Genomic DNA, 22,399 nt, shown 5'->3' on the forward strand with positions numbered 1-22,399 from the left:
GGATTCAATCCTGCCTCCCCTTGGCGGAAAGTTGCTGATGCATGAAGCGCTCGATGAAATCAAGCAGCTTGCCGGCTGCGAAGGAGAGTTGGCGATCGGGCACGACACAGAGATCGACTGGCGTCCGCACCCCCATGCCGCCCGCAACGGGCCGTGCGACAAGCTGCCCTGCCTCGATCTCCCTTTGAACGGTAAGTGCCGGTAGCATGGTGATTGCCGCGCCGCGCAGCACCAGCTCCTTCTGCATTTCCAGCGAACCGGTCTCAAAGACTGGATCGAGCCTGAGGCCCTCACGTTCGAAAAGCGCGTCGAAGGCCTGCCTTGCGCCAAAAGAGCGATCGGGGACGGCAAGCGCCTGTGACGCGATTTCGTTTAGCGTGATCTCGCTGGCGCTCGCAAGCGGATGAGAGGCGGCAGCGATCACGTCATAGACCAGCTCGGAACGCAGGCGCACCTTTGTGCCGGAAAGCGGCGGGGCAAACAGCGTCACTGCGATGTCGGCCTCGGCATTGCTGACGGCTTCGATGGCGCCGCGGGCGCTGGTGATCGTCACTTCGAAGCGCAGACGCGGATAGCGCAGACTGAACTCGGCCAGCGCTGGAGCAAGAATACTGGCGACCGACGCGCCATTGGCATAGATGCTGACCGTCCCGCGCTGCAGGCCTTTCAGATCTTCGATCAGCTGGTGAACGTGGTCGAGCTCGCGCAGCGTCCGGCCGGCGCGCTCCGCCAGCAATTCGCCGGCAGCCGTCAATTTGATGCCGCGGGCACTGCGCTCGACCAACTGAGTGCCGAAGTGATATTCGAGGTTCTAGATCTGACGGCTGATGGCCGTCGGCGCCACGTTCAGGTTTTCAGCCGCCTGGCGCATCGAGTTGGTGCGCACCAGCTCGTCGAAATAGATCAGCGCGCGGATCTGCATGCGCCGAATCTCCCGCTAGAGGCCGGCTTTGGCGAAGCGGTCCCGCCACGCCGCTTGCCCGCCTTCGACCGGCAGCGCCGTCGCCTCGTAGACGCCGCGGGCGATGGCGCGCGCCATGACAATAGTGGCAAGGTGGCAAAGCTCCATGAAACCAGGCATATCGTTGCGGGAATGCTTGCCGGTAGAGGCGGCAAACACGGTATCGCCGTCGAGCGGCAGATGCGTCGGCAGGAGTGCCCGGGCAAAGCCGTCATGGGCTGAGATGGAGAGGCGATGCGCCTCTGCCTTGGTCAACTGGGCGTCGGTGATGACTGCGCCGATGGTCGTGGCGGTGATGTTCGTGCCCTTCAGCCGCAAGCGCGAATCGGCCACCTGCGGCATGCCGAGGCCGCCGAATTCGCCATTTTGCTCGAAGGGAGCCGCCCAGAAATGCGGGCCGTCGCCGATGGTGGCGGAACCGAGCGCATTGACGGCGACGATCGCGGCGATCCTGTATCCCCTGCTGCTGACGGCGCTTGCCGAGCCGAGGCCGCCTTTGACCGTTGCCGTGGTGGCGCCTGTACCGGCGCCGACGCTTCCAAGTGCAAACGGTCCTTTATCTGCGGCCTTGAAGGCAGCATAGCCGAGATCGCGATAGGGCGAGTGCAGCCCCCAATCCTTGTTGCCGCCGTTGATGAGATCGAACAGGATCGCCTGCGGCACGATCGGCACCAGCGCATCGCCAACCTTTAGGCCTCGACCGATTTCCCTCAAGCCTGCTTGCACGCCGCCTGCGGCATCGAGCCCGAAGGCCGATCCGCCCGAGAGCACGAGAGCATCCACTGTGCCGACCGTCATTGCAGGGTCCAGCAATGCGGTATCCCGTCCGCCTGGCGCGCCGCCGAGAACGGTGCATGAGGCAACTGCCGGCTCATCGAAGACGATGGCGGTGACGCCGGAGCCGAGCGCAAGATCGGTGGAGTGACCGACAGCGACGCCTTCGATATCGGTCAGGAGATTGAGGAGGTCAGCCAATAAAAAATCCTTCGCCGCTCACAACGCGAGGTCGTCATGGCGATAGGACCGTAAAGAGGCGGAAAACACAAGGTGGGTTTGTTCAACCCAAGCGGTCCGGGACTGAAGGCTTTGGAGCTTTAGTGTTTTACAAGGAGCCGGCGGACGCTTCCTTCGGAGGAAGCGACGCGATGGCCTCAAATAAAAAGCCCCCACCCCTGATTCTATCAAAGGGTGAGGGCTGGGGATGGGATTGAGTAAAAGCGCAGGTAATCCGACCCATCAAACATGGATCGGCTTGGCCTGCTGGCGGGAAAGGAGATCGCGGATCGCAAGCTTCACTTCGTCCGCATTTCTGAAATGCTGCTCGTCCAGATCATGGACATGATATTTTACAGCGATGAACTTGAGCCGATCCTGATCAGGAACGACGATGCCGACGGGAACGCCGGCGTATTCGATGACTTGCTTCTTCATAAATAGACTCCCTCTGCGCACGCACGGCGCAGACATGGCGAATTGACTGTCTTATTCCGGGAAGGAGGACGAACGTCACATTCGACAGCACGGGCGGGAGAGCGCGCCCGAACGGTCATTGCCAAGCACGGGCCGCCCAAGGAACGAAGCAATGACTTTTCTATTCAGCATGTCACTTCCTCAATTGGCGTTGTACTTGTTAGGGCCCCCGTAGCAGAGACCCGGTGAGTGCACTATTATCCACTATATTAGTAGATAATAGCAGTTGCATCTTCAGAAACATATTCCGAAAGATGTCAAAATATCGACGATCGGTAAAATAAAATTCCGAGCCGCGGAGGTTGCAGGGAAGGTTGTCTTAATTGCCTTCGCATTGCCACCCGTGCCGGTAAGGCTCGCCGATCACCGGGACAGAGATAGGAACTGCCGCGAGATTCGACAATGCCCCGACGCAGTAAAATTCACCCGCCGCTAAAACACCTAAATGGTTAATGGCGCGCCGGGATCGTCAAAATCCATCTTCCAGCACCTTTTCCAGGGCCTTCACAAAGAAATCGGCGCTCTCGGGTGTGAGACATAGAGGCGGTTTGATCTTCAACACGTTCAGGTGATCGCCGGTCGGCTGCATGAGGACTCCGAGATCGAGCAGGCGCTCGCAGATCGCAGCCGTCTCTTCGGTGGCCGGCGTCAGGCTTTCGCGGTCGCGCACGAATTCGACGCCGAGATAAAGCCCCGTGCCATGCACGGCCCCGATCAGTGGGAAGCGATCCATGAGAGCGATCAGCCCGGCCTTCAGCCGGTCGCCGATGACGCGGGCATTTTCCTGTAGATTCTCATCCCTAAGGATATCGAGAACGGTGAGGCCGACGACGCAGCTGACCGGGCTGCCGCCGGCGGAAGAGAAGAAATAGCCTTCTTTTTCCAGCGATTCGGCGATCTCGCGTCGGGTGATGACGGCGCCGAGCGGATGGCCGTTGCCCATGCCTTTGGCGATTGTGATGATATCGGGCACGACACCCTGGGTTTCGAAGCCCCAGAAGTGTTCGCCGAGCCGGCCGTAGCCCACCTGCACTTCGTCGGCTATGCAAAGGCCGCCACGCTGCCGTACTGCATCGTAGACGCCGGCAAGATAGCCATGCGGCAGCGCGATACCGCCGGCATTGCCATAGACCGGCTCGGCGATGAAGCCGGCAAGGCCCTCCCCCTTTTCATCGATGGCCTGCAACTTGGCCGTCACGTCGTTGAGATAGTCGATCCCCGAATCCGGGCCACGGAATTGGCCGCGATAGGTATTGGGAGACTGGACGGGATGCACCCAGTCCGGCCGTGTCGTCAGCGCCTGAGGATTGTCGGCAATCGAGGTGGAGACGGCATCGCTCGCAACGGTCCACCCGTGATAGGCCTCCAGCAGGCAAAGCATGTTCCTCTTGCCCGTGTGCGCCCAGGCAAGGCGGATCGCAAGATCATTGGCTTCCGAGCCGCTATTGACGAGGAAGACGCTGTCGAGTCCATCAGGCGCCAGCGCCGCCAGCCGCTCGGAGAATTCCGCGACAGCGGCATAGTGGAAGCGGGAGTTGGTATTGAGGCGAGACCATTGCTGGGCAATCGCTGCCGTCAGGCGCGGATGGGCGTGGCCAAGCGTCGTCACGTTGTTGACCATGTCGAGGTAGCAGCGTCCCTGCGTGTCGAACAGGAATTCGCGCCAGCCGCGCTCGATCTGCGGCGGGAACTCGTAATAGTGCTTCTGCGGCTTGGCGAAGCGGGCGTTGCGCAATGACAGCAGCGCGGATGGATCCGGCCGCGGCGCTTCGCAGGCCGGGTTCAAGAGAGCAGCAGGCGAGGGGGAGATGGCTGACCAGCCCTCCGCCTGATCCGCCGTCGCGAAGAGCGGTGGCACAAGGCCGGGCACGCGGCAAAGCTGGATGCGCAATCCGCCGATTGCCGAGCCCTCGCTGCCGATGGTCCCGATCGTAGCTCCTTGCTCGATGGCCGCTCCTTCCTCAAGAGCACTCTCGATGCCATCGAGATGCAGGCTCATTTCGTCCCCGACCAGCACGAAATGCTGGCCTTGCCGTTGCAGAAGGCCGGTGAAGGGAGCCGCAACCGTCGCCCCAGCCGGCAGGCAGATATCGCAATGCAGGGCGAAATTCTGCGGCTGTACCATGTTAAGCGGCGCGGCAAGGGAGAGGCGAAATTCGCCGTAGCGCGTTGCGGCAGTCCCCGACGCGATTGCCGTCTGGGCAAGCAGCCGCCAGTCCATATCCGGCTTCTGCCAGTTGCCGTCGATAAAGTCGGGGCCGGTGACGGAAAGATCGATGGCGGCAATCTGCGAGGGATCGATGTCGGGCAGCAGCGGCGCCCAGCCGTCAGTCGCGATTGGTGCGACATCGAAGCCGATCACCTTGAGGATCGCGGCTTCCATCACATCCGGCTGTGCGCCGGTAGCGACATCGAAAATCTCGCGTTCGAAATCGAGATTGCCGCGCACATACTCATTGTCGGGGTCGATGGCGAGCTGTTGTTCGCTGCTGGCAGCAAGGATGACGGCCCGCGCGACGATCAGCGGCCAAAGCGCCTTACCCTCTGCCTCCGTCAGCGGATAGACCGCATGATAGCCCTTGATGGCGGGAAGGATGTAGAAGGGATTGCCGTCCGCATGGTGCAGCAATGATGCGCAGGTGACAGCAAGATCGCCGACCAGCCAGCCCTGAATGATATCACCGAAATCGATGACGCCATCGGGCACGAGTTGCCCGTGCGCATCCGGATGGCTGACGACGTTGTCGTCGGTGACATCGTGATGCACGGGCTGCACGCGCAATTCGCTTGCCAGCGGCTGGATGCGCTTGACGGCCGCCACCATTGCCTTGGCGATGCGATCGCGCGCCTCGTGGTCTGTGATCGCCGACAGCAGCTGCACGGCGACCGGCCCGGCGCGCCGCAGGTCCCATTGCAGGTTTCGATGAAGACCGGGATGGTCGAAATCAGCAAGGTCTCGGGCAAGCCGGGCCGAAAGCGCGCCTAAGCCTGCGGCTGCGGCAGGCGGCAGATGCTTGCGCCGCGTCAGCGTCTGGCCCGGAAGAAAGCCGAGCAGCCGAACGAGATAATCCTGTTCACGAAGGGTAACGGTGAGAATATCGCGGCCATTGAGAGAGGGCACGATTTCAGGCACGCGCGGTGCGTCCGGCTTGGCGTGTAGGTGACGGATCGCGGCGTTCTGCGCCTCAAGTTCGACCAGCTCGTATTCCGCCCGGCAGATCTTCAGCACATAGGCATTATCGCCGGCATCGATGCGGTAGTTGCGGTCCTGCTGACTGCCGAGCTCGGTCAGCGTCCCGCTCAGGCCGTAATGCATCTGCAGGATTTCGGCCGCCTCGTCCGGCGTCACGTCCGGTCTCGGCAGTTGCATACGGTTCACGAGCGTGGCGTCGGCCATGGCATCCCCCCGGATGGTTCATTTGCATCGACACTAAACCATTCCATATTAAAGAAAATTACCCAAAGCAGATAGGGCTGTCGAGCGATGGGACGGAAGATAGGCCACGGAATGCAGCCGGCTAGCCGTAAGGGCCTATTCGACCTCGATGGAATAGCTGCAACCGGCCAGCGTCTTACCGGGATGGGTATCGACTGTGGAGACGTTGAGCGAGATGCGCGTTTCCAACACGGTGTCCGAATTTGCCTGCTGATCCTTGTGTGACAGGACGACCTTCTCGCCAAGAAACTTGTTCGGCTGATCGACCGAGGCTGTCACGCCAAGCTGTTTGGCCAGCGAATGAGAATCTGCCTCATCCAGCACGGCGAGGGGGCCTGTGGAGGTAAAGACGATCCTGTTCGTCCGCCGTCCGAAGACGGTCACAGGCAACGAAAGCTGGAATTCGCGCAGAAAGGGATTGTCCGACGGCAGCTCGCTCATGCCGAACTGCTTCATGGCTTTGGCGCTTTCTGGCCCGGTCAGCCATAGAGCGAAATTATTGTAGCTGGGCACGTCGTATTTCGTGCATTCGATCAGCTTGGCGAGATCGATCTTGGAAGGGTCATCTTGCGTTGTTGCTGCATGCGACGCTGGCGCGCTCAAAAGGAACGCCGCGAGCAGCAGCGTTCCATTGCGGTAGAATGACATGTCCTCTCCTTAGTCTCCGGGCGATTCGATAGCGGTGATATCAAATCGCGCGCCGGAGCGAAAAGGAAAGAAAGGTGGCCCAAATCGAGCCTCGGTGCCTCACCCCATGCGCTCGGAGGCATAGGAACCCGGGCTTGCCGGGAAGACGACGGTGCGGTTGCCGTTGAGGAAAGTGCGATAGTGGATATGGGCATGGATAGCGCGGGCGAGAACCTGGCTCTCCACATCGCGGCCGATCGAGACATAGTCCTCGGCCGACTGCGCATGGGTGATGCGCGCCGTGTCCTGCTCGATGATCGGACCCTCGTCGAGATCGGCCGTTACATAATGCGCCGTCGCCCCGATCAGCTTCACCCCGCGCTCATAGGCCTGCTTGTAGGGGTTCGCGCCCTTGAACGACGGCAGGAAGGAATGGTGGATGTTGATGATACGGCCCGACATCTTCTGGCACATGGAATCCGACAGGATCTGCATGTAGCGCGCCAGCACGATCAGCTCGGTGCCGGTCTGCTCGACCACGTCCATGATCCGGGCTTCCGCCTCCGGCTTGTTGGCCTTGGTCACCGGAATATGGTGGAAGGGGATGTCATGATTGACCACCACCTTCTGGTAATCGAAATGGTTGGAGATGACGCCGACGATATCGATCGGTAGGGCACCGATCTTCCAGCGGTAGAGCAGGTCGTTGAGGCAATGGCCGAAGCGCGACACCATCAGCAGCACCTTCATGCGCTTCTTGGCATCGTGGATCTCGACGTCCATGGCGAACTTCTCGGCGATCGGCTTGAAGCCTTCGGCCAGCGCCGGTCCACCGACACCTTCTTCCGAGATGAAGGAGACACGCATGAAGAACATGCCGGTGTCGAGATCGTCGAACTGGCTGGAGTCGACGATGTTGCAGCCCTGCCCGGCCAGATAGTTCGAGATCGCCGCAACGATCCCGCGCGTCGATTTGCACGCAACTGTCAATACATAGCTCGTCATGTCTCTTCTCTTCTATCCCGAGGATGTCCGCCTGCTTAGATGAAATCGGAGGTCTGGGAAATACCTCCCCCCAGTCATGTTTCGACGGATATTTAGGCAGGATGACGGGCAAAAAGCCGTTCCCGTTGCGTCTTCGAACGGCGTATCCCCGCCTTAGCCGCTGGGTGCCAGCGAAAGCTCTTGTGGCCGTTTCGCCAGACTTCCCTCGTTGAATTTCAGGAATCCCACAAGAAGCCAGACGAGCCCGGCCGTCTTCATGGAGAAGATCGCCGTCGAGCCGATCATCAGATTGAGGAAGAGGAAGAGGGAAAGCGCATGGCCGAGGCGTCGCTGATTGACCGTTTCGCCGCCCGGATAGAGCGAGGCGTAGAGCCAGAACAAGATCAGGCCGAAGATGGTAGCGCCATAGATGATGTAGACATATCCGCTGTCGAAGAAGATGCCGACCTGATCGAGTTGCAGCCCGATCGTGCTCTGCAGGTCCATACCGAGGAACGCTTTCACCGTGCCATTGATGCGTCCGACGAAATTATCGCCCGTCACGCTCGGCTCGAGCGCGTGAATGACGAAGCCGACTACGATGATCCCGGGCATCGTCAGCAGGTCGAGCGTCTTGGGAAGCCATGGATAGATGAAATAGCCGGCAACGCAGACGAGGCTGAATATCAGCATCGTGCGCGTGTCATTCGTCAGTAGGATCAGCACGACCGTCGAGAAGAATAGCAGACGGTCGAATAATCCCAGGCGATTGGAAAAGCTGATCAGATACAGCACCATCACGCCGCAGAAATTGGCAAGCGAGACCTGCTCCAGGAAGATGGAGGATGATCGGTGGTCGATCAGGCCGAAGGAGAACCGGCCCTCGAAGCCGAGCGCGCCGCGAAAAAGGCCGATATCGCTATAGGTCGCCGGCGGCACGCCGCGCGTATTCTGGAAATATTCGGCCGGATGGAACAGCGCGACATATTCCTTGACCGAAACGATTTCCAGGACAAGCACGGCAAGCACGATGAAGCATGAAATCTTGAATGCGAGCTTGACGGTGCGCTCGTTGGCCAGCCGCCCCATGATCGAAAAGGCGAAGATGATCATCACATTGCGGAGATGATCGATATAGGCCTGCTTGTTGATGGCGATAACGAAGATCGTCAACACGATCGTCAGCAGCAGGTAAAGGAGCGGCGCTATGTCTTCCTCATATATGCCCTTCGTCAGCAGATAGGTGAAAGCGGCGACCTGCAGCAATATTTCGGACAAGACGACCGCGCTCGGCGTCAACGGCGTGATATTGTGATTGATGAAGGCCAGGATGCAGTTATAGCAGACCGCCAGCAGCGAAATCGTGAGAATGACGAAATTGATCGGCTGCTTTTCGCCTGAACGTTGCATGAGATATCCGAGGTCGTGGCGTCTTCACTGGCCGCGGCAACATATCAGCCCGATGATTCGCGACAAAGGGCCGGGTTGCCCATCAGCGGTCATTTCGCCGGCCTGACCAGCGCGCATGAGGTCGCCAGCGATACTTTTCGATTGAGCCCCTCGGCAAGAACCTTCATCTGCGGCTTGTCGCGACCATTGCGCGGCTGGACGTTGAGTGGTTCCTCTGGCGGCCACCAGTCACCGGCAGCCCAATAGGTCCAGCCGAGCCAGACATCGCTGTTGGCGTCCATGACGTCGAGCATCTGCCTCAGGCCATCGAGGCAACCATCATTGGCGGCGACGCCGAATTCGCCCAGAAATCCGCGTTTGCCGTTCTTGCGCAGCCAGTCGGTGACGTCGTTCATGCCCTTCACGGCATTGTCGGTGCCATCGCAGACCGGGTGCGTGCCGGAACTGTCTGAATCCAGATATTGGTGAAATTCAAAGGCGTAGAAATCGAGCGGATCCTTGACGCCGAGCATGACCGTTCCGTTTGCGCCACCGCCAAGCACATCGGCCGACCAGCTGTGTGCGCCCGTCCAGTTCGTTCCGGGTACGAGAATGAGATTGCGTGCGCCGACGGTACGGATGCTGCGGATCGCGGTATTGGCAAGTTCGAGCCAGTCGGGAGCCTTGATATCGTGCGGCTCATTCATCAGGCCGAAGGCCACGCCCTTGCGGTTGGAGAACTCGACCGCGAGCCGCGCCCAGAAATCACCGAATGCGAGATCCGTCGCGGGAGGCTGCTTGAGCTGCGTCTTGTCGTAATAGGCATAATTATGCGGGTCGAGAACGACTGCCATTCCGTGCTTCTGGATGAGGTCGACGGCATCCTTAAGGCGCTTCAGCTCGTCGCCGTCAAACGAGGCCCCGAGCACCGGCTGCAGCCGTTCCCAGCGAAAGGGCAGGCGGATCGTGTTCATGCCCTTTTCGGCAAAGTAGCGCACGGTCTGTTCGGACGGATAGGTGTAATTGACATTGATGACCCCGCCGCGTTCGCCATATTCCGCTCCGGAGAGATTGACGCCGCGATAACACAGTTGCGTCGCCGCGAATGCACCTCCAGCGTCCGTCGTGAAAGCAAGCATGACGGCCGCCGCTAGCAGGCGTCGCAGAGATTTCCTCATCGATGCGGTCATGGCATGTCCCTGTCTTCCGTGCGGCTATGGCTCTTCATAGGAAGTATGGTGTTGAGCAATGATGAAAGGATGGGTTGCGTTGACGCCCGCGGCGCGATTTCCTGGAAGCGTCCTTAATGTTCCGTTAGCCAAACCTTTCTAAACTTCAGGCGTCTGCTGCGTGGAATCTGCCTGCGAAGCACTGAAAGTCTGCAATGAGCTCAATGGAACGAAGCCAGCGATCGGACCGACTTGCGGGTTGGCGCGACACCGAGCCGTCTGATGGACGGCGCGATGGCGTGCGCCTGCGCAGTCCTATCTTGCGCCCTCGGGATTTCGTTGTCGCAGGCGAGCCCGTAGCAAATTCCGAAGAGCCCAAGGCGCCTATCGCGGACGCCGCTGTTTCGCAAAGCCCGTCGAAGCGATCCGATGGAGAGGAGCCGGCGGTACCGCGCCCCATTGCCGAGCCGGTTGTTGCTGTGGCGATGCCGACCGTCGAGCAGGTTGTGGTTCCTCCGGTGTCTGCCGCTGCTCTGGCGGCAAAGTTGCCATTACTTGATCTTCGATCGGCCATCGCTTCGATATGGGCGAAGAAGCTTGTGGTTCTTGCCCTGGCAGGCGCCGGCGCGGTACTGGGCGGCGCTGTCATTCCCCTTATTCCGCAGAAGTTCACCGCCGAGACCAGCCTCTATTTCGACCCCCGCCCGGTCGGAGGCTCCGATTCCGCCCAGCAGGCGCCGACGCCGCCTGAATTGATCACCACGATGATCGAAAGCCAGACGCAGATCCTGTCTTCGGGCAAGGTGCTCGGCCGCGTCGTCGATGCATTGAGGCTCGATCAGGACCCGAAATTCAATGGCGGCGCCACCGGCGAGGCGGCAAAATATGTGGCCACGGCCGCCCTGGCGAAAGCCATTCAGATCGCCCGCGAATCCAGCACCTATGTCGTGACTGCGAAAGTGACGACGGGCGATCCGCAGAAATCGGCTGGAATCGCCAATCAGCTCATCACCTCCTTTTTGGAGGAAGAGAGCAAGGCGGCGTCGAATAGCTTCAAGAGCAGCAATACGGCGTTGGATAGCCGCCTTGAGGATCTGCGCCAGCAGGTGCTCTCAGCCGAAAAGGCTGTCGAGACCTACCGCGCCGACAACGATATGGTGGCCGTCGAGGGCAATCTGATTTCCGACAAGCGCCTGACCGCGCTGAACGACCTGCTTATCACCAGCCAGCAGAAGACGATCGAGGCGAAAGCCCGAGCCGATGCAGCCGGAAAGCTCAGTTTCGAGGAAGTCGTCTCCAACAATCCTTCGTCGGGGGTGACGTCGACCGCATTGAGCAGTCTGCGGCAGCAATATGCGACGATGGCAGCCAATGTCGGAAGCCTGCAAAGCCTGCTCGGCGCACGCCACCCGCGCCTGCTCGCCGCGAAGTCCTCGCTGGAAAGCCTCGCCGCGGAAATCCGGGCGGAGCTGCAACGGCAGATGACCTCGGCCCGCGCCGATTACGAGCAGGCGCAGAAGGCCGAGCAGGATATCGCCAAGGAACTTGCCGTGCAGAAGGCCTCGCAGGTCAATACCTCGGGCAAGCTCGTCAGCCTGAACGAGCTGCAGCGCAAGGCGACCGCGGCGCGCGATCTTTATGAATCGCTTCTGAAACGGTCCGGACAGGCGAGCGATGCTCACGATTTGTCGCAAAGCAACATCCGCGTCATCTCCGAGGCGGAAGCGCCACTGAAGGCCGATGGGCCGAGCCGCAAGGTAATGATGGTGGCCGGTCTTATCGCCGGAGCGATCTTCGGTGCCGGTCTCGGCATGGCGTTTGCCATTCTCATCGGTCTGTTTCGGCATCCGGTTATCCGCAGCTATTTCGGCAAGTGACCGCCGTTCCATCTTTTCGTTTCGGCGGCTTTTTCAGCATTGAGGATGCAATTGCGCGCCGACTGTTCTAAATGTAAATCGGCGCTGCAGATGATCGGATCTTGCTAATAGAAGCGCGATCTGCTCATTACGCGTTGTATGATACTTTGTGAGACAATCTATGCGAGAAAAGCGGTGCGCTGCTCCGATGACTGGCGCCAGGGAAAACTGACCGATGGTGCCCGCGGATAAACTCGTTCTGCCGTTTCTGGCTTTGCCGCGCTCTACCAAGCGCGCGCTTGCGCTGCTGGTCGATGCCAGCCTGTGCGTGCTAACGGTCTGGTTTGCTTACTGTCTCCGCCTCGACGATTGGGTCATTCTCGAAGGCGTCGAGTGGCTGCCGGCCATTGTCTCCCTTCTGCTCGCCATTCCGATCTTCATCGTTCTCGGCCTTTATCGTGCGATCTTCCGCTATGCCGGTCTTTCGGCGTTCGTGACGGTCGTCAAGGCGGTGGCGATCTATGCGCTCGCCTTCATGACGGTTTTCACCGCGATCAGCGTGCCGGGCGTGCCGCGCACGGTCGGTATCTTGCAGCCGCTGCTATTGCTGATCGCGATCGGCCTGTCGCGCATGTGGACGCGCTACTGGCTCGGTAACGCCTATCAGCGCCTTCTCAACCGCAATCAGCTTGGCAAGGTGCTGGTCTACGGCGCGGGTGCTTCGGGACGCCAGCTTACAGGCGCCCTTGCCAACAGCGCCGAACTGAACGTTGTCGGTTATCTCGACGACGATCGCAATCTGCACGGCAGCATCATGGGCGGCCTGCCGATCTACGATCCTGCCGATCTGCCGGCGCTCGTTGTCTCGGGCGAGATCAAGGGCGTATTGCTCGCCCTGCCGAACGCCACGCGGCAGCGGCGCAACGAAATCCTCGAAGACATGCGCAAGGCCCGCGTCACCGTGCGGACCATGCCCGATCTGACGGCGCTTGCGCAGGGCCGCGTCGCGGTTTCGGATCTGCGCGAGCTTGATATCGAAGACTTGCTCGGTCGCAACGTGATCGCTCCCGACCGCGGTCTGATCGAGAAGAACATTCGCGGCAAGGTCGTCATGGTCACCGGCGCCGGCGGCTCGATCGGCAGCGAACTCTGCCGCCAGATCCTGAAGAACGGCCCGTCCGCCCTGCTGCTGATCGAGCAGAGCGAGTTCGCCCTTTATGCCATCCATGGCGAACTGGAGAAGACGGCCGCTTCCGCCGGTTATGCCGATATACGGATCATTCCCTTCCTGGCGTCCGTGCGGGATGGCCAGCGGATGAGGCAGATCATGCAGGCCTGGCGGCCGAAGACCGTTTATCATGCCGCCGCCTACAAGCATGTGCCGCTCGTCGAATACAATCCCGCCGAAGGCATTCGCAACAATGTGCAGGGAACGCAGATAGCGGCCGAGGCTGCGCGCGATCATGGTGTCGAAAATTTCGTCCTCATCAGCACCGACAAGGCAGTGCGCCCGACCAACATCATGGGTGCGAGCAAGCGGCTGGCGGAAATGGTGCTGCAGGCGATGGACGCCGATCGCAAGCCCGGCACCGACAGTACCAATTTCGCCATGGTGCGCTTCGGCAACGTGCTAGGCTCCTCCGGTTCGGTCGTGCCCCTCTTTCGTCAGCAGATCCGCGACGGCGGGCCGATCACGCTCACGCATCCCGATATTACCCGTTATTTCATGACAATTCCCGAGGCGTCGCAGCTTGTGATCCAGGCGGGCGCGATGTCGGGCGGCGGCGACGTATTCCTGCTCGACATGGGCGAACCGGTGCGCATTGCCGATCTCGCACGCCGCATGGTGGAACTGTCCGGTCTGACCGTGCGGGATCAAGACGAGCCTGACGGCGATATCGAGCTCGAAATCACCGGCCTGCGGCCGGGCGAGAAGCTCTATGAAGAGCTGTTGATCGGCGACAACCCGCAGCCGACCAGTCATCCGCGCATCATGCAGGCCAAGGAAGACTTTCTCCCATGGCCGGAGCTGTCGAAGCGGCTTGCCGCACTTGAGGCGGCGCTGGATGAAAACGACATTCCTCTGGCCAGAACCCTGCTGCAAAATCTCGTTTCCGGCTATACGCCGAGCAGCGAAGTGGTCGATCTCGTCTATCGTGAGCGCGAGACGGATCTGACGATCGACCAACCGAACCTTGATAACGTCGCGCAGCTATAGACGCGTGCCCTGTCACGATACCGGCGCCTCCTGAGCAATTCCAGGAAAAGTGCGCAGCGGTTTTCCGGTCCGGCTTGGCGCCGCAGCTACCGCTTCATCGCGATGGCGTAGTTCCAGCGGCGCACCTGATCGCAGGTGCGGAACCAATGTGCCGTCAGCCGCAACAGGGGGTGCCGCTTTACGGCGCGGTAATGCACGCGCTTGCCGATCGTGGTATCGGCGCGATGGGGGCTGAAGTCGACAAGATTTTCAAAGGTCGTGAATGTCTCGACGCCGGTGGACCAACCGCGTTCCAGGGCGACGTCATAGGGAAGAAGCATGGGCTTCAGCGTCGTCAGCAGCTTCTTGGCAGCCTTGCGGTTGACGATGTAACAGGCAGCTGAGCCCTGCGGACCATGCATGCAGCGGCCGACAACGTCATTTTCACTGGTTTCGTGGATCGGTTTGAAGCCGACGAGACGATGGTTGACGAGTTTAACGAGACGGGCGCCTTTGGCGCCGTCCATCGCCGCGATCGCGCGCGGTATCAGCCTTTCGTTGAGCTCGACGTCATCTTCGATGATGATCGCCATCCTGTCGCCGCTGGCGACAAATTGCTCAAGGGCGATGAGATGGCTGCGATAGCATCCGTATTCTCCCGGCAGGAGCTTACGGCCGTTATGATACATGAATGAAGGGGGGTGGAAATCGACGCGATCCGCGTCAGCGATGACGCGGCCGTCGACAGCGGGAATGCGGGTAATATGCAGATCGAATTCGACAGCCTGCTTGCAGAGCCGCTCCCACCGATCACGCGAGCGATCGAGGTTGATGACATAGATGCAAACCTGCTGAGCGATATCGTCAGCGGTCCCGGGATCAGGGAAGGGAGGAACACGATTAATCTGTTCGAGAATGACTGTTACTCCTGCAAACAGAAATCGCGGCGACTGCAACTGAGATGACAATTTCCGTACTATATAACATGCTTATTACTTGTCGCAAACGGCTGCCGCACGTCTGTGTTGTATTTGCAGATAAAAGCATTTTTTTTGGTGTAACGTAGCGTGAATGGCCGGCCGCGGCTGGAGGGAAACCGCCGCTTATGCGCGATTTTGATCCGGGAACCCGTTGGCGCATGACTGCGGCCCCATTATATCTATTGTATGCGGCGTATGATCGTTGCGCTCGCATCTGCAAAGGAGCGTAGCAGTTCATGTGGGTCAAATCGAAAATCGCCATTGCTGCCCTGTCCTTTGCAGCCTTGATGCCGGCGGTCGCCCTTGCCGACAATCCGCTCCTCCCCAAGCCATATGTCGCTCCCGTCTATCCTTACAAGGACCTTCCTGGAGTTACTGCGCCCAAAATGGCTGATGACGAGAAGTTTCAATGTCATACTGCCACTGTCTACGCGGATTATTTTCACGAAGGACCATTCTATCGTGGCCTGCCGCGCCTCGGTTACGTTTGTGAGCAGAATGGCGTCATTTCCAGCAGCACCAGAAAACCGAACTACCAATATTGGCAGTATAACGGCCCGGACAGATAAGTCGCAGGCACTTTGCCGATTTAAGCAGCAGCGTCGAGCGCCATCGCAATCAAAGCGAGCGTGGCTTGCGCGTCAATGTCGCGCAAGTTTTGTCATTTTCTGAAAATAAATTTCATGTTTCTCGTAAAATGCGCGAACGTCGTTGACGAATGCGAAAATTTGTCCCAAGCTTACGAAAATAAATTACGTAATGGGAACTTAAAAGCATGCGCGTTGGAATCATTGGGCTGGGATTCCGCCTGGGCTACCTGGGCTATGTCTTCAAGGCGATCGATGAGAGCTTCGAGATTGCCGGCTATGTCGATCCGGCGCCGGCGGGCCTGCCCGGTTTGACCGAACGGGGCATATCGGCGGGGAAGGCCTATGCGACGCCCCAGGAGCTGATTGCCAACGAGAAGATCGATCTCCTGATGATCGGCTCTCCGAACCACATGCATCTCGATCACATTCGCGTCGGCCTCGAAGCCGGCCTCAAGATCTTCTGCGAAAAGCCGATCGTCACGACGATCAAGGACAGTATCGAGCTCGCCCGCCTGATGGCGAAATTCGGCCATGAGCGCCTGAACGTGGGCCTGGTGCTGCGTTATTCGCCGATGTATCGCGATCTCCTGGCAGCCCAGGCCGAAGGAAAGCTCGGCCATGTGGTTTCGATCGAGGCGGCGGAGCACATCGAGCCCTATCATGGCGCCTTTTTCATGCGTGATTGGCGCCGCTACGAACATTATTCCGGCAGCTTCATGCTGGAAAAATGCTGCCACGACCTCGATCTCTATAATGGCGTGGTCGGTGCGCGGCCGGAGCGGGTCGCAAGCTTCGGCGGCCGCAAGAGCTTCATTCCGGAAAACGACCCGGCGCGGGAAGGTATCAACGATCTTGAGCTCTTCCATCGCAAGCCGAGCGGTTGGATGGGATCGGACAAGGTCTTCGACAGCGACGGCGACATCATCGATTACCAGGTGGCGATCGTCGAATATGCCAATGGCGTCGGCATGAACTTCCACACCAATCTGAACGTGCCGGACCAGTTCCGCCGTTTTGCCATCATGGGCTCGCGCGGCATGGCCGAAGGTGATTTCATCCGCGGTTACTTCAATGTCCACGAGATGCTGACCGGCAAAAAGGTGATCGAAAACACTTACGCGGCCACCACGCTTTCGCAGCATTATGGCGCCGACGAGCAGATGGCCGCCGATATCATCACGCACGTCAAGACGGGCTTGCACCTGCCTGTGTCGACCCAGAATGCGCTGGAGGCAGGCATTCTGGCGCTCTCGATGGACGAGGCGCGCATGAAGAGAGCTGTCGTCGATCTCCGACCGATCTGGGACGAGTTCGACGAAGCGCTTCATTCAAGAGCCGCCTAGGGAGGGGCGCGGGATGGGTGTTCAACGCAGCACGGTCATCTTCGCCTGGCTCCTGCTTTTTCCGGCTCTCCTCTATGTCACCGTCATCGTCGCCTATCCGCTGGTCGACACGATAATCCTATCCTTCACCGATGCGTCGTTGAAGAAGGTGACGAATTGGGTTGGGTTCGAGAACTACGCGAAGATCTTCAACGACACTTTCGCAGGCGTCATCGTCCGCACCTTCATCTGGACCTTCTTCTCCGTGTCGATCAAGATGATCATCGGCACTTTAGGGGCCGCGCTCCTGAACTCGGCCGTTCCGGGCCGCGCGCTCTTCCGCGTGCTGACCATGCCGCCCTGGATCGTGCCTATGGCGATCGGCATCTTCATGTGGGGCTGGATGTATAATGGCCAGTTCGGCATGATTTCCGGCCTGCTGCAGCGCTTCGGCATCGTTGACAGCCCCGTCGCGTTCCTGGCCTATGGCAGTACGGCCTTCTGGGCGACGATCGTCACTGACGTCTGGATCGGTGTGCCCATGGTTACTCTTTACATGCTGGCGGCCATGCAAGCGATTCCGCACGATCTCTACGAGGCGGCCTGGACGGATGGCGCCGGCCGCTTCTATCGCTTCCGCCGCATCACGCTGCCGCTGTTGGTGCCGTCTCTGGTCACCATGTCGATGCTCTCGCTGATCTCGACCTTCAATTCCTTCGATATCATCTGGATCCTGACCCGCGGTGGTCCGAACGGCGAAACGACGACGATGATCATCGACACGTACCGAACGGCGATCGGCTCCTACAAATATGGCGAGGGCGCTGCGCGTGCGGTGCTGATCTGCATCTTCCTGTCGCTCTTCTGCCTTGCCTATTTCCGCCTGACCAGCCGCTTTTCCACGGGAGCCAAGCAGCGATGAGCCACCCTTCGATGATCCATCGCTACAGGTGGTATGAGCTTATCGGCATCTATGCCGGAATCCTGCTCTTTCTGGCTTTCGTGCTGGCGCCCTTCATCGAAGGGTTCCTGGTGTCGCTGAAGCCGCTTAGCCAGCTCTTTTCGTCGCCTTACCGCTTCATCCCCGAGAATGGCTCTTTTACGGCCTATCGCACGATGTGGACGAGCGTGCCGGGTTTTGGCTGGTATATCTTCAACTCGTTTCTGGTTTCCGGATCGATCACCATCATCGTGCTGATCCTCGTCGTGCCGGCCGCCTACGCCTTCGCCCGTTTTGAATTCAAGGGATCCGGCCTGCTGCTGGGCGCGTTCCTTGCGGTCAAGATGTTTTCCGGCGCCGTGCTGCTCATCCCGCTGTTCCGGCTTATGCGTTCCTTCGGTGTGCTGAACACCTATTTCGCCATGATCGTGCCGGGTGTGGCCTTCATCATTCCCACGGGAATCTGGCTGCTGCACACCTATATCCGCCGCATTCCGCGCGAGCTGGATGAGGCGGCCTATGTGGATGGCGCAAGCCAGCTCTATACACTGCGTCGCGTCATCTTGCCGATCGCCATGCCCGGCATCGTCGTCGTTGCGATTTCCTCGTTCATCGAGGCCTACGCGCAGCAGTTCATCTATGCTCTTACCTTCAATTCGAAGACGGAATACATGCCGCTGCCGGTTGGGCTCTTTGCCTATTTCGGCCGGCAGGAGGTCGTCTGGAATGAACTCATGGCCGCAAGTTTCGTCGGCATCGCGCCGGCTCTGGTCGTGATCTTCTTCCTGCAACGGTATCTCGTCAGCGGTCTGACCGCCGGCGCGGTGAAGCAATAAAATCAAATCAACCACCAGAGAGAACGGGAGCTTAAACGTGACATTCCATTTCAAGACAGGGCTTCTCGCCCTTGCTTTGCTCGGCTCCACCGCGCTTGGCGCCGTGAACGCCCAGGCGGCCGACAAGGAAATCAGCTGGATCTATTGCGGCGATAGCATCGATCCGATCCATGTGAAGTATATCAAGCAGTGGGAAGACAAGAATCCGGGCTGGGCCGTCAAGCCAGAGCTCGTCGGCTGGGAATTGTGCCAGGATAAGGCGACAACACTCGCTGCAGCCGGCACGCCGGTCGCCATGGCCTATGTCGGTTCCCGCACGCTCAAGCAATTCGCTGACAACGATCTGATCGTTCCGATCCCGATGACGGACGACGAAAAGAAGGCCTATTATCCGGGGATCGTAAATACGGTCACCATCGATGGACAGCAGTGGGGCACGCCGATCGCCTTCTCGACCAAGGCGCTCTATTGGAACAAGGACCTCTTCAAGAAGGCCGGCCTTGACCCCGAGAAGCCGCCGACCACATGGGCCGAGGAAATCGCCGACGCCAAGGCGATCAAGGAAAAGACCGGCATTCCCGGATACGGCCTCTCGGCCAAAACCTTCGACAACACCATGCACCAGTTCCTGCATTGGGTTTACACCAACAATGGCAAGGTGATCGACGGCGACAAGATCACCCTCGACAGTCCCGAAGTTCTGGCAGCTCTCCAGGCCTACAAGGACATCACACCTTATTCGGTCGAAGGACCGACGGCCTACGAGCAGAACGAAATGCGCGCTATCTTCCTCGATGGCAAGGTCGGCATGCTCCAGGCTGGTTCCGGCGCTGCCTACCGCCTCAAGGAAACGAAGATCAACTGGGGTGTGGCACCGCTGCCGCTCGGCCCGTCGGCCAAGGGTCCGGGCACGCTGCTCATCACCGACAGCCTTGCCGTCTTCAAGGGGTCTGGCGTTGAGGACAAGGCGATCGAATTTGCCAAATTCATCACCTCTCCCGGCCCGCAGGGCGAATACGAACTCCAGGGCGGTGCCGGCCTCACGCCGCTACGCCCGTCTCCGATGGTTGACGAGTTCGTCAAGAAGGACCCTTCCTGGAAGCCGTTTATCGACGGCATCGCCTATGGTGGTCCGGAGCCGCTGTTCAAGGACTATAAGGGCTTCCAGAACGCCATGATCGCCATGGTCCAGTCAGTCGTGACCGGCCAGGCCCAGCCGGCGGATGCGCTGAAGAAGGCCGCGGCCGATCTCGAGCAGTATAAATAAGTCTGCAAGTCACCGGGCCGCGCGCATCGCGCGCGGCCTTTGGAGCCCTGCCCGCCCCTGGCGGCGCCGCGCGGAGACAGAGTTTGGGAAAGCTGCACCTTAATCAGGTCAAAAAATCTTACGGTCATTTCGAGGTCATCAAGGGCGTGGAGCTCGACGTCAATGACGGTGAATTCATCGTTTTCGTCGGCCCCTCCGGCTGCGGCAAGTCGACCTTGCTGCGCATGATCGCCGGTCTCGACGATGTGACCAGCGGCGACATCAAGATCGATGGTGCCCGCGTCAACGATCTGCCGCCCGTCAAGCGCGGCATCGCCATGGTCTTCCAGTCCTATGCTCTCTATCCGCACATGTCGGTGTTCGAGAACATCGCCTTCCCGCTGCGGGTGGAGAAGATGGCGGAGGACAAGCTCAAGGCCAAGGTCGAGAATGCTGCCCGCATCCTGCACCTCGATAAACGCCTGCAGGAAAAGCCGGGCCAATTGTCCGGCGGCCAGCGCCAGCGTGTCGCCATCGGCCGTGCCATCGTACGCGAGCCGAAGATCTTCCTTTTTGACGAGCCGCTGTCGAACCTCGATGCTGCGCTACGTGCCGATATGCGCATCGAGCTCGCGAAGCTGCACCGCCAGCTGCAGGCAACCATGATCTACGTGACGCATGATCAGGTCGAGGCCATGACCATGGCCGACCGGATCGTCGTCTTGAACGCCGGGGAGATATCGCAGGTCGGCGCGCCGCTGGAACTCTATCATAAGCCGGCCAATACCTTCGTTGCCCGCTTCATCGGCAATCCGAAGATGAACTTCCTGCCTGTCACTTGCACTGGCGTCAGCGATGCGGGTGTGGAGGTGGACTACAAGGGGCAGAAGGCCCTGCTGCCGGTGACGCCGCGTCCCGGCTTTGCCGGCAAGCCGCTGACACTCGGCGTCCGCCCGGAGCATGTCCAGCTCGGGGACGGCGATCTGACCTTGACAATCGTGCCGACGGTCGTGGAGCGGCTCGGCGCTCAAACGGTCGCCTATGCCACGGCCGATGGCATCGATGAGAATTTCTGTGCGACGTTGGAGGGCAGTGCGGCTATCCGCATGGACGCCCCGCTCAAGACCGGCATCCGCCTCGGCGATTGCCACCTGTTTGACGAGAATGGCCAGGCCTTCGAGCGGCGGGTGGAACTGGCCGAAATCGACATGGACCTGCTGAACCGGGCCGCCTCCTGACGGGAGGTGGCCCGGAAGCAATCGGCGGATGGCAGAGCCGCCCTACCAGACCAAACCGCGAGCGGCCACCTCTTCGACGCGCGTCACCACACCATCGCGATGGAACACCATCTGGTCGAAGAGATTGGAAACGACGCAGGTATGGTTCGGGATAATGCGGATCTTGTCGCCGATCTCAGGACGAGGGCCGATGCAGTTCGACAGGTCGATGACGCCATGTTCTTCCGATAGCCCCTTGATGACGGCTTCGGGATAGCCGACCACCTGGCCATAATCGGCAAAACCAAGAAGGTCTGAGGTCAGAGCCTTGGAGCCGGCATCTATGACGGCACGGTCTTCGGTCGGGCGCGAAACGACGGTGGCGAGAATGTGCATGGCGCAATCCTCTTCCCGGCAATGGCCCGCACGCACCATGGAGCGGTCATTATAGATATAGGTCCCGGCGCGGTGCTCGGTGGCGGCCGTGACGAGATGCGCCTCGAAAAGGCTCGGCGTGCCGCCATTGCTGACGATCGGGCATTCGATGCCATCATTCTTCAGCAGCGCTACCGCTTCAACGAGGAAAGCCTGTGTCGCGGCGGCGTCGTTCGGCTTCGGATAGTTCATCAAGCCGCCGAAGACGAGACCGGGCTTGCCGGCTATATGCTTGCCGAGAGCGGCCGCCTGCGCGGGCGATTGCACACCGCAGCGCGCGCCACCGGTGTCACATTCCACCAGCACGGTCAGCGGCTTGCGGACGGCGAACCAGTCGGAGAGTCCGTCAACCGTCACCATGCTATCCGCCACGACCTTGAGGCTGGCAATGCGGTCGTTCAAAGCCGAAAGCCGTGTAAGCTTTTCCGCCCCGAGAATATTGAAGGTGATCAGGATATCCTCGAAACCTGCCTTGGCGAAGACTTCCGCCTCGGTGATCTTCTGGCAGTTGATGCCCTTTGCGCCGGCGGCGACCTGGGCATGCGCCAGTGCAGGGATCTTGTGCGTCTTGATATGCGGGCGGAAATTCAGTCCATGCGCATCCATGTAGGACTGCACGCGAGCAATGTTCGCAGCCAGCCGGTCTTCGTCGATGATCGGGCGCGGCGTGGAGAGGCTGTCGATCGTGTCGCCGGGCTTGGGGCCGATTTCCAAGGCGATGTCATGAGCGATACTGGAAGCCAT

At 59.8% G+C, this 22,399-nt stretch carries 17 protein-coding genes and 1 pseudogene; 8 read left to right on the top strand and 10 right to left on the bottom strand.

Features of this window, described 5'->3' with window-relative positions; translation table 11 throughout:
* Nucleotides 1-4: 4 nt before the first annotated feature.
* The 8 genes and pseudogenes from FHT85_RS15580 to FHT85_RS15615 all read right to left on the bottom strand — a co-directional run bounded on the left by FHT85_RS15580 (nucleotide 5) and on the right by FHT85_RS15615 (nucleotide 10,057).
* Nucleotides 5-922: pseudogene (locus FHT85_RS15580) on the bottom strand (LysR family transcriptional regulator).
* A 15-nt stretch (nucleotides 923-937) separates the two neighbouring features.
* Nucleotides 938-1,936 carry a P1 family peptidase gene (locus tag FHT85_RS15585; RefSeq protein WP_112412751.1) on the bottom strand — a complete coding sequence of 333 codons (999 nt, stop codon included), beginning with the start codon at nucleotides 1,934-1,936 and terminating at the stop codon, nucleotides 938-940.
* A 261-nt stretch (nucleotides 1,937-2,197) separates the two neighbouring features.
* Nucleotides 2,198-2,392, bottom strand: a complete 195-nt coding sequence (locus FHT85_RS15590) for a hypothetical protein (RefSeq protein WP_015338438.1) — start codon at nucleotides 2,390-2,392, stop codon at nucleotides 2,198-2,200.
* Nucleotides 2,393-2,900: 508 nt separating this feature from the next.
* Complete coding sequence (locus FHT85_RS15595; protein WP_112412750.1) at nucleotides 2,901-5,828, bottom strand: aminotransferase; 2,928 nt, start codon at nucleotides 5,826-5,828, stop codon at nucleotides 2,901-2,903.
* 135 nt (nucleotides 5,829-5,963) lie between these two features.
* Nucleotides 5,964-6,515, bottom strand: coding sequence for a hypothetical protein (locus tag FHT85_RS15600; RefSeq protein WP_112412749.1), 552 nt, complete (start codon nucleotides 6,513-6,515; stop codon nucleotides 5,964-5,966).
* A gap of 99 nt (nucleotides 6,516-6,614) precedes the next feature.
* Nucleotides 6,615-7,499, bottom strand: a complete 885-nt coding sequence (gene purU / locus FHT85_RS15605; protein ID WP_113233871.1) for a formyltetrahydrofolate deformylase — start codon at nucleotides 7,497-7,499, stop codon at nucleotides 6,615-6,617.
* Between the two features lie 153 nt (nucleotides 7,500-7,652).
* Nucleotides 7,653-8,888, bottom strand: a complete 1,236-nt coding sequence (locus tag FHT85_RS15610) for a hypothetical protein (protein ID WP_112409730.1) — start codon at nucleotides 8,886-8,888, stop codon at nucleotides 7,653-7,655.
* An 89-nt stretch (nucleotides 8,889-8,977) separates the two neighbouring features.
* A complete protein-coding gene (locus FHT85_RS15615; RefSeq protein WP_112399706.1) occupies nucleotides 8,978-10,057 on the bottom strand; it encodes a glycoside hydrolase family 5 protein in 1,080 nt (359 codons plus the stop codon).
* A 194-nt stretch (nucleotides 10,058-10,251) separates the two neighbouring features.
* Between FHT85_RS15615 and FHT85_RS15620 the strand changes: the two genes are divergently transcribed.
* Nucleotides 10,252-11,913 carry a GumC family protein gene (locus tag FHT85_RS15620; protein ID WP_112409731.1) on the top strand — a complete coding sequence of 554 codons (1,662 nt, stop codon included), beginning with the start codon at nucleotides 10,252-10,254 and terminating at the stop codon, nucleotides 11,911-11,913.
* Nucleotides 11,914-12,127: 214 nt separating this feature from the next.
* Complete coding sequence (locus FHT85_RS15625; protein WP_112336824.1) at nucleotides 12,128-14,110, top strand: polysaccharide biosynthesis protein; 1,983 nt, start codon at nucleotides 12,128-12,130, stop codon at nucleotides 14,108-14,110.
* Nucleotides 14,111-14,196: 86 nt separating this feature from the next.
* On the opposite strand, the gene FHT85_RS15630 is transcribed toward FHT85_RS15625, so the two are convergent.
* Nucleotides 14,197-15,045 (bottom strand): glycosyltransferase family 25 protein, encoded by an 849-nt coding sequence (locus FHT85_RS15630; protein ID WP_210293712.1) that lies wholly within the window; start codon nucleotides 15,043-15,045, stop codon nucleotides 14,197-14,199.
* Between the two features lie 260 nt (nucleotides 15,046-15,305).
* Between FHT85_RS15630 and FHT85_RS15635 the strand changes: the two genes are divergently transcribed.
* The 6 genes from FHT85_RS15635 (at nucleotide 15,306) to FHT85_RS15660 (ending at nucleotide 21,241) form a co-directional block, all read left to right on the top strand.
* Entirely contained in the window at nucleotides 15,306-15,638 is a 333-nt protein-coding gene (locus FHT85_RS15635) for a hypothetical protein (RefSeq protein ID WP_112409732.1), read from the top strand.
* A gap of 206 nt (nucleotides 15,639-15,844) precedes the next feature.
* Nucleotides 15,845-17,002: a Gfo/Idh/MocA family protein gene (locus tag FHT85_RS15640; protein ID WP_015338448.1), complete on the top strand. Its 1,158-nt coding sequence runs from the start codon at nucleotides 15,845-15,847 to the stop codon at nucleotides 17,000-17,002.
* 13 nt (nucleotides 17,003-17,015) lie between these two features.
* Complete coding sequence (locus FHT85_RS15645) at nucleotides 17,016-17,903, top strand: carbohydrate ABC transporter permease (protein WP_015338449.1); 888 nt, start codon at nucleotides 17,016-17,018, stop codon at nucleotides 17,901-17,903.
* A complete protein-coding gene (locus FHT85_RS15650; protein WP_112399703.1) occupies nucleotides 17,900-18,757 on the top strand; it encodes a carbohydrate ABC transporter permease in 858 nt (285 codons plus the stop codon). Before FHT85_RS15645 ends, FHT85_RS15650 begins: the two co-directional genes overlap by 4 nt.
* A gap of 37 nt (nucleotides 18,758-18,794) precedes the next feature.
* Entirely contained in the window at nucleotides 18,795-20,024 is a 1,230-nt protein-coding gene (locus FHT85_RS15655; RefSeq protein ID WP_112336821.1) for an extracellular solute-binding protein, read from the top strand.
* Between the two features lie 83 nt (nucleotides 20,025-20,107).
* Entirely contained in the window at nucleotides 20,108-21,241 is a 1,134-nt protein-coding gene (locus FHT85_RS15660; RefSeq protein ID WP_112399702.1) for an ABC transporter ATP-binding protein, read from the top strand.
* Nucleotides 21,242-21,283: 42 nt separating this feature from the next.
* Here FHT85_RS15660 and FHT85_RS15665 read toward each other — a convergent pair whose 3' ends face one another.
* On the bottom strand, nucleotides 21,284-22,399 hold the full coding sequence (locus tag FHT85_RS15665; RefSeq protein ID WP_246780005.1) for a D-TA family PLP-dependent enzyme: 1,116 nt from the start codon (nucleotides 22,397-22,399) through the stop codon (nucleotides 21,284-21,286).

Source organism: Rhizobium sp. BK312, from assembly GCF_014193605.1.
Taxonomy (GTDB): domain Bacteria; phylum Pseudomonadota; class Alphaproteobacteria; order Rhizobiales; family Rhizobiaceae; genus Rhizobium.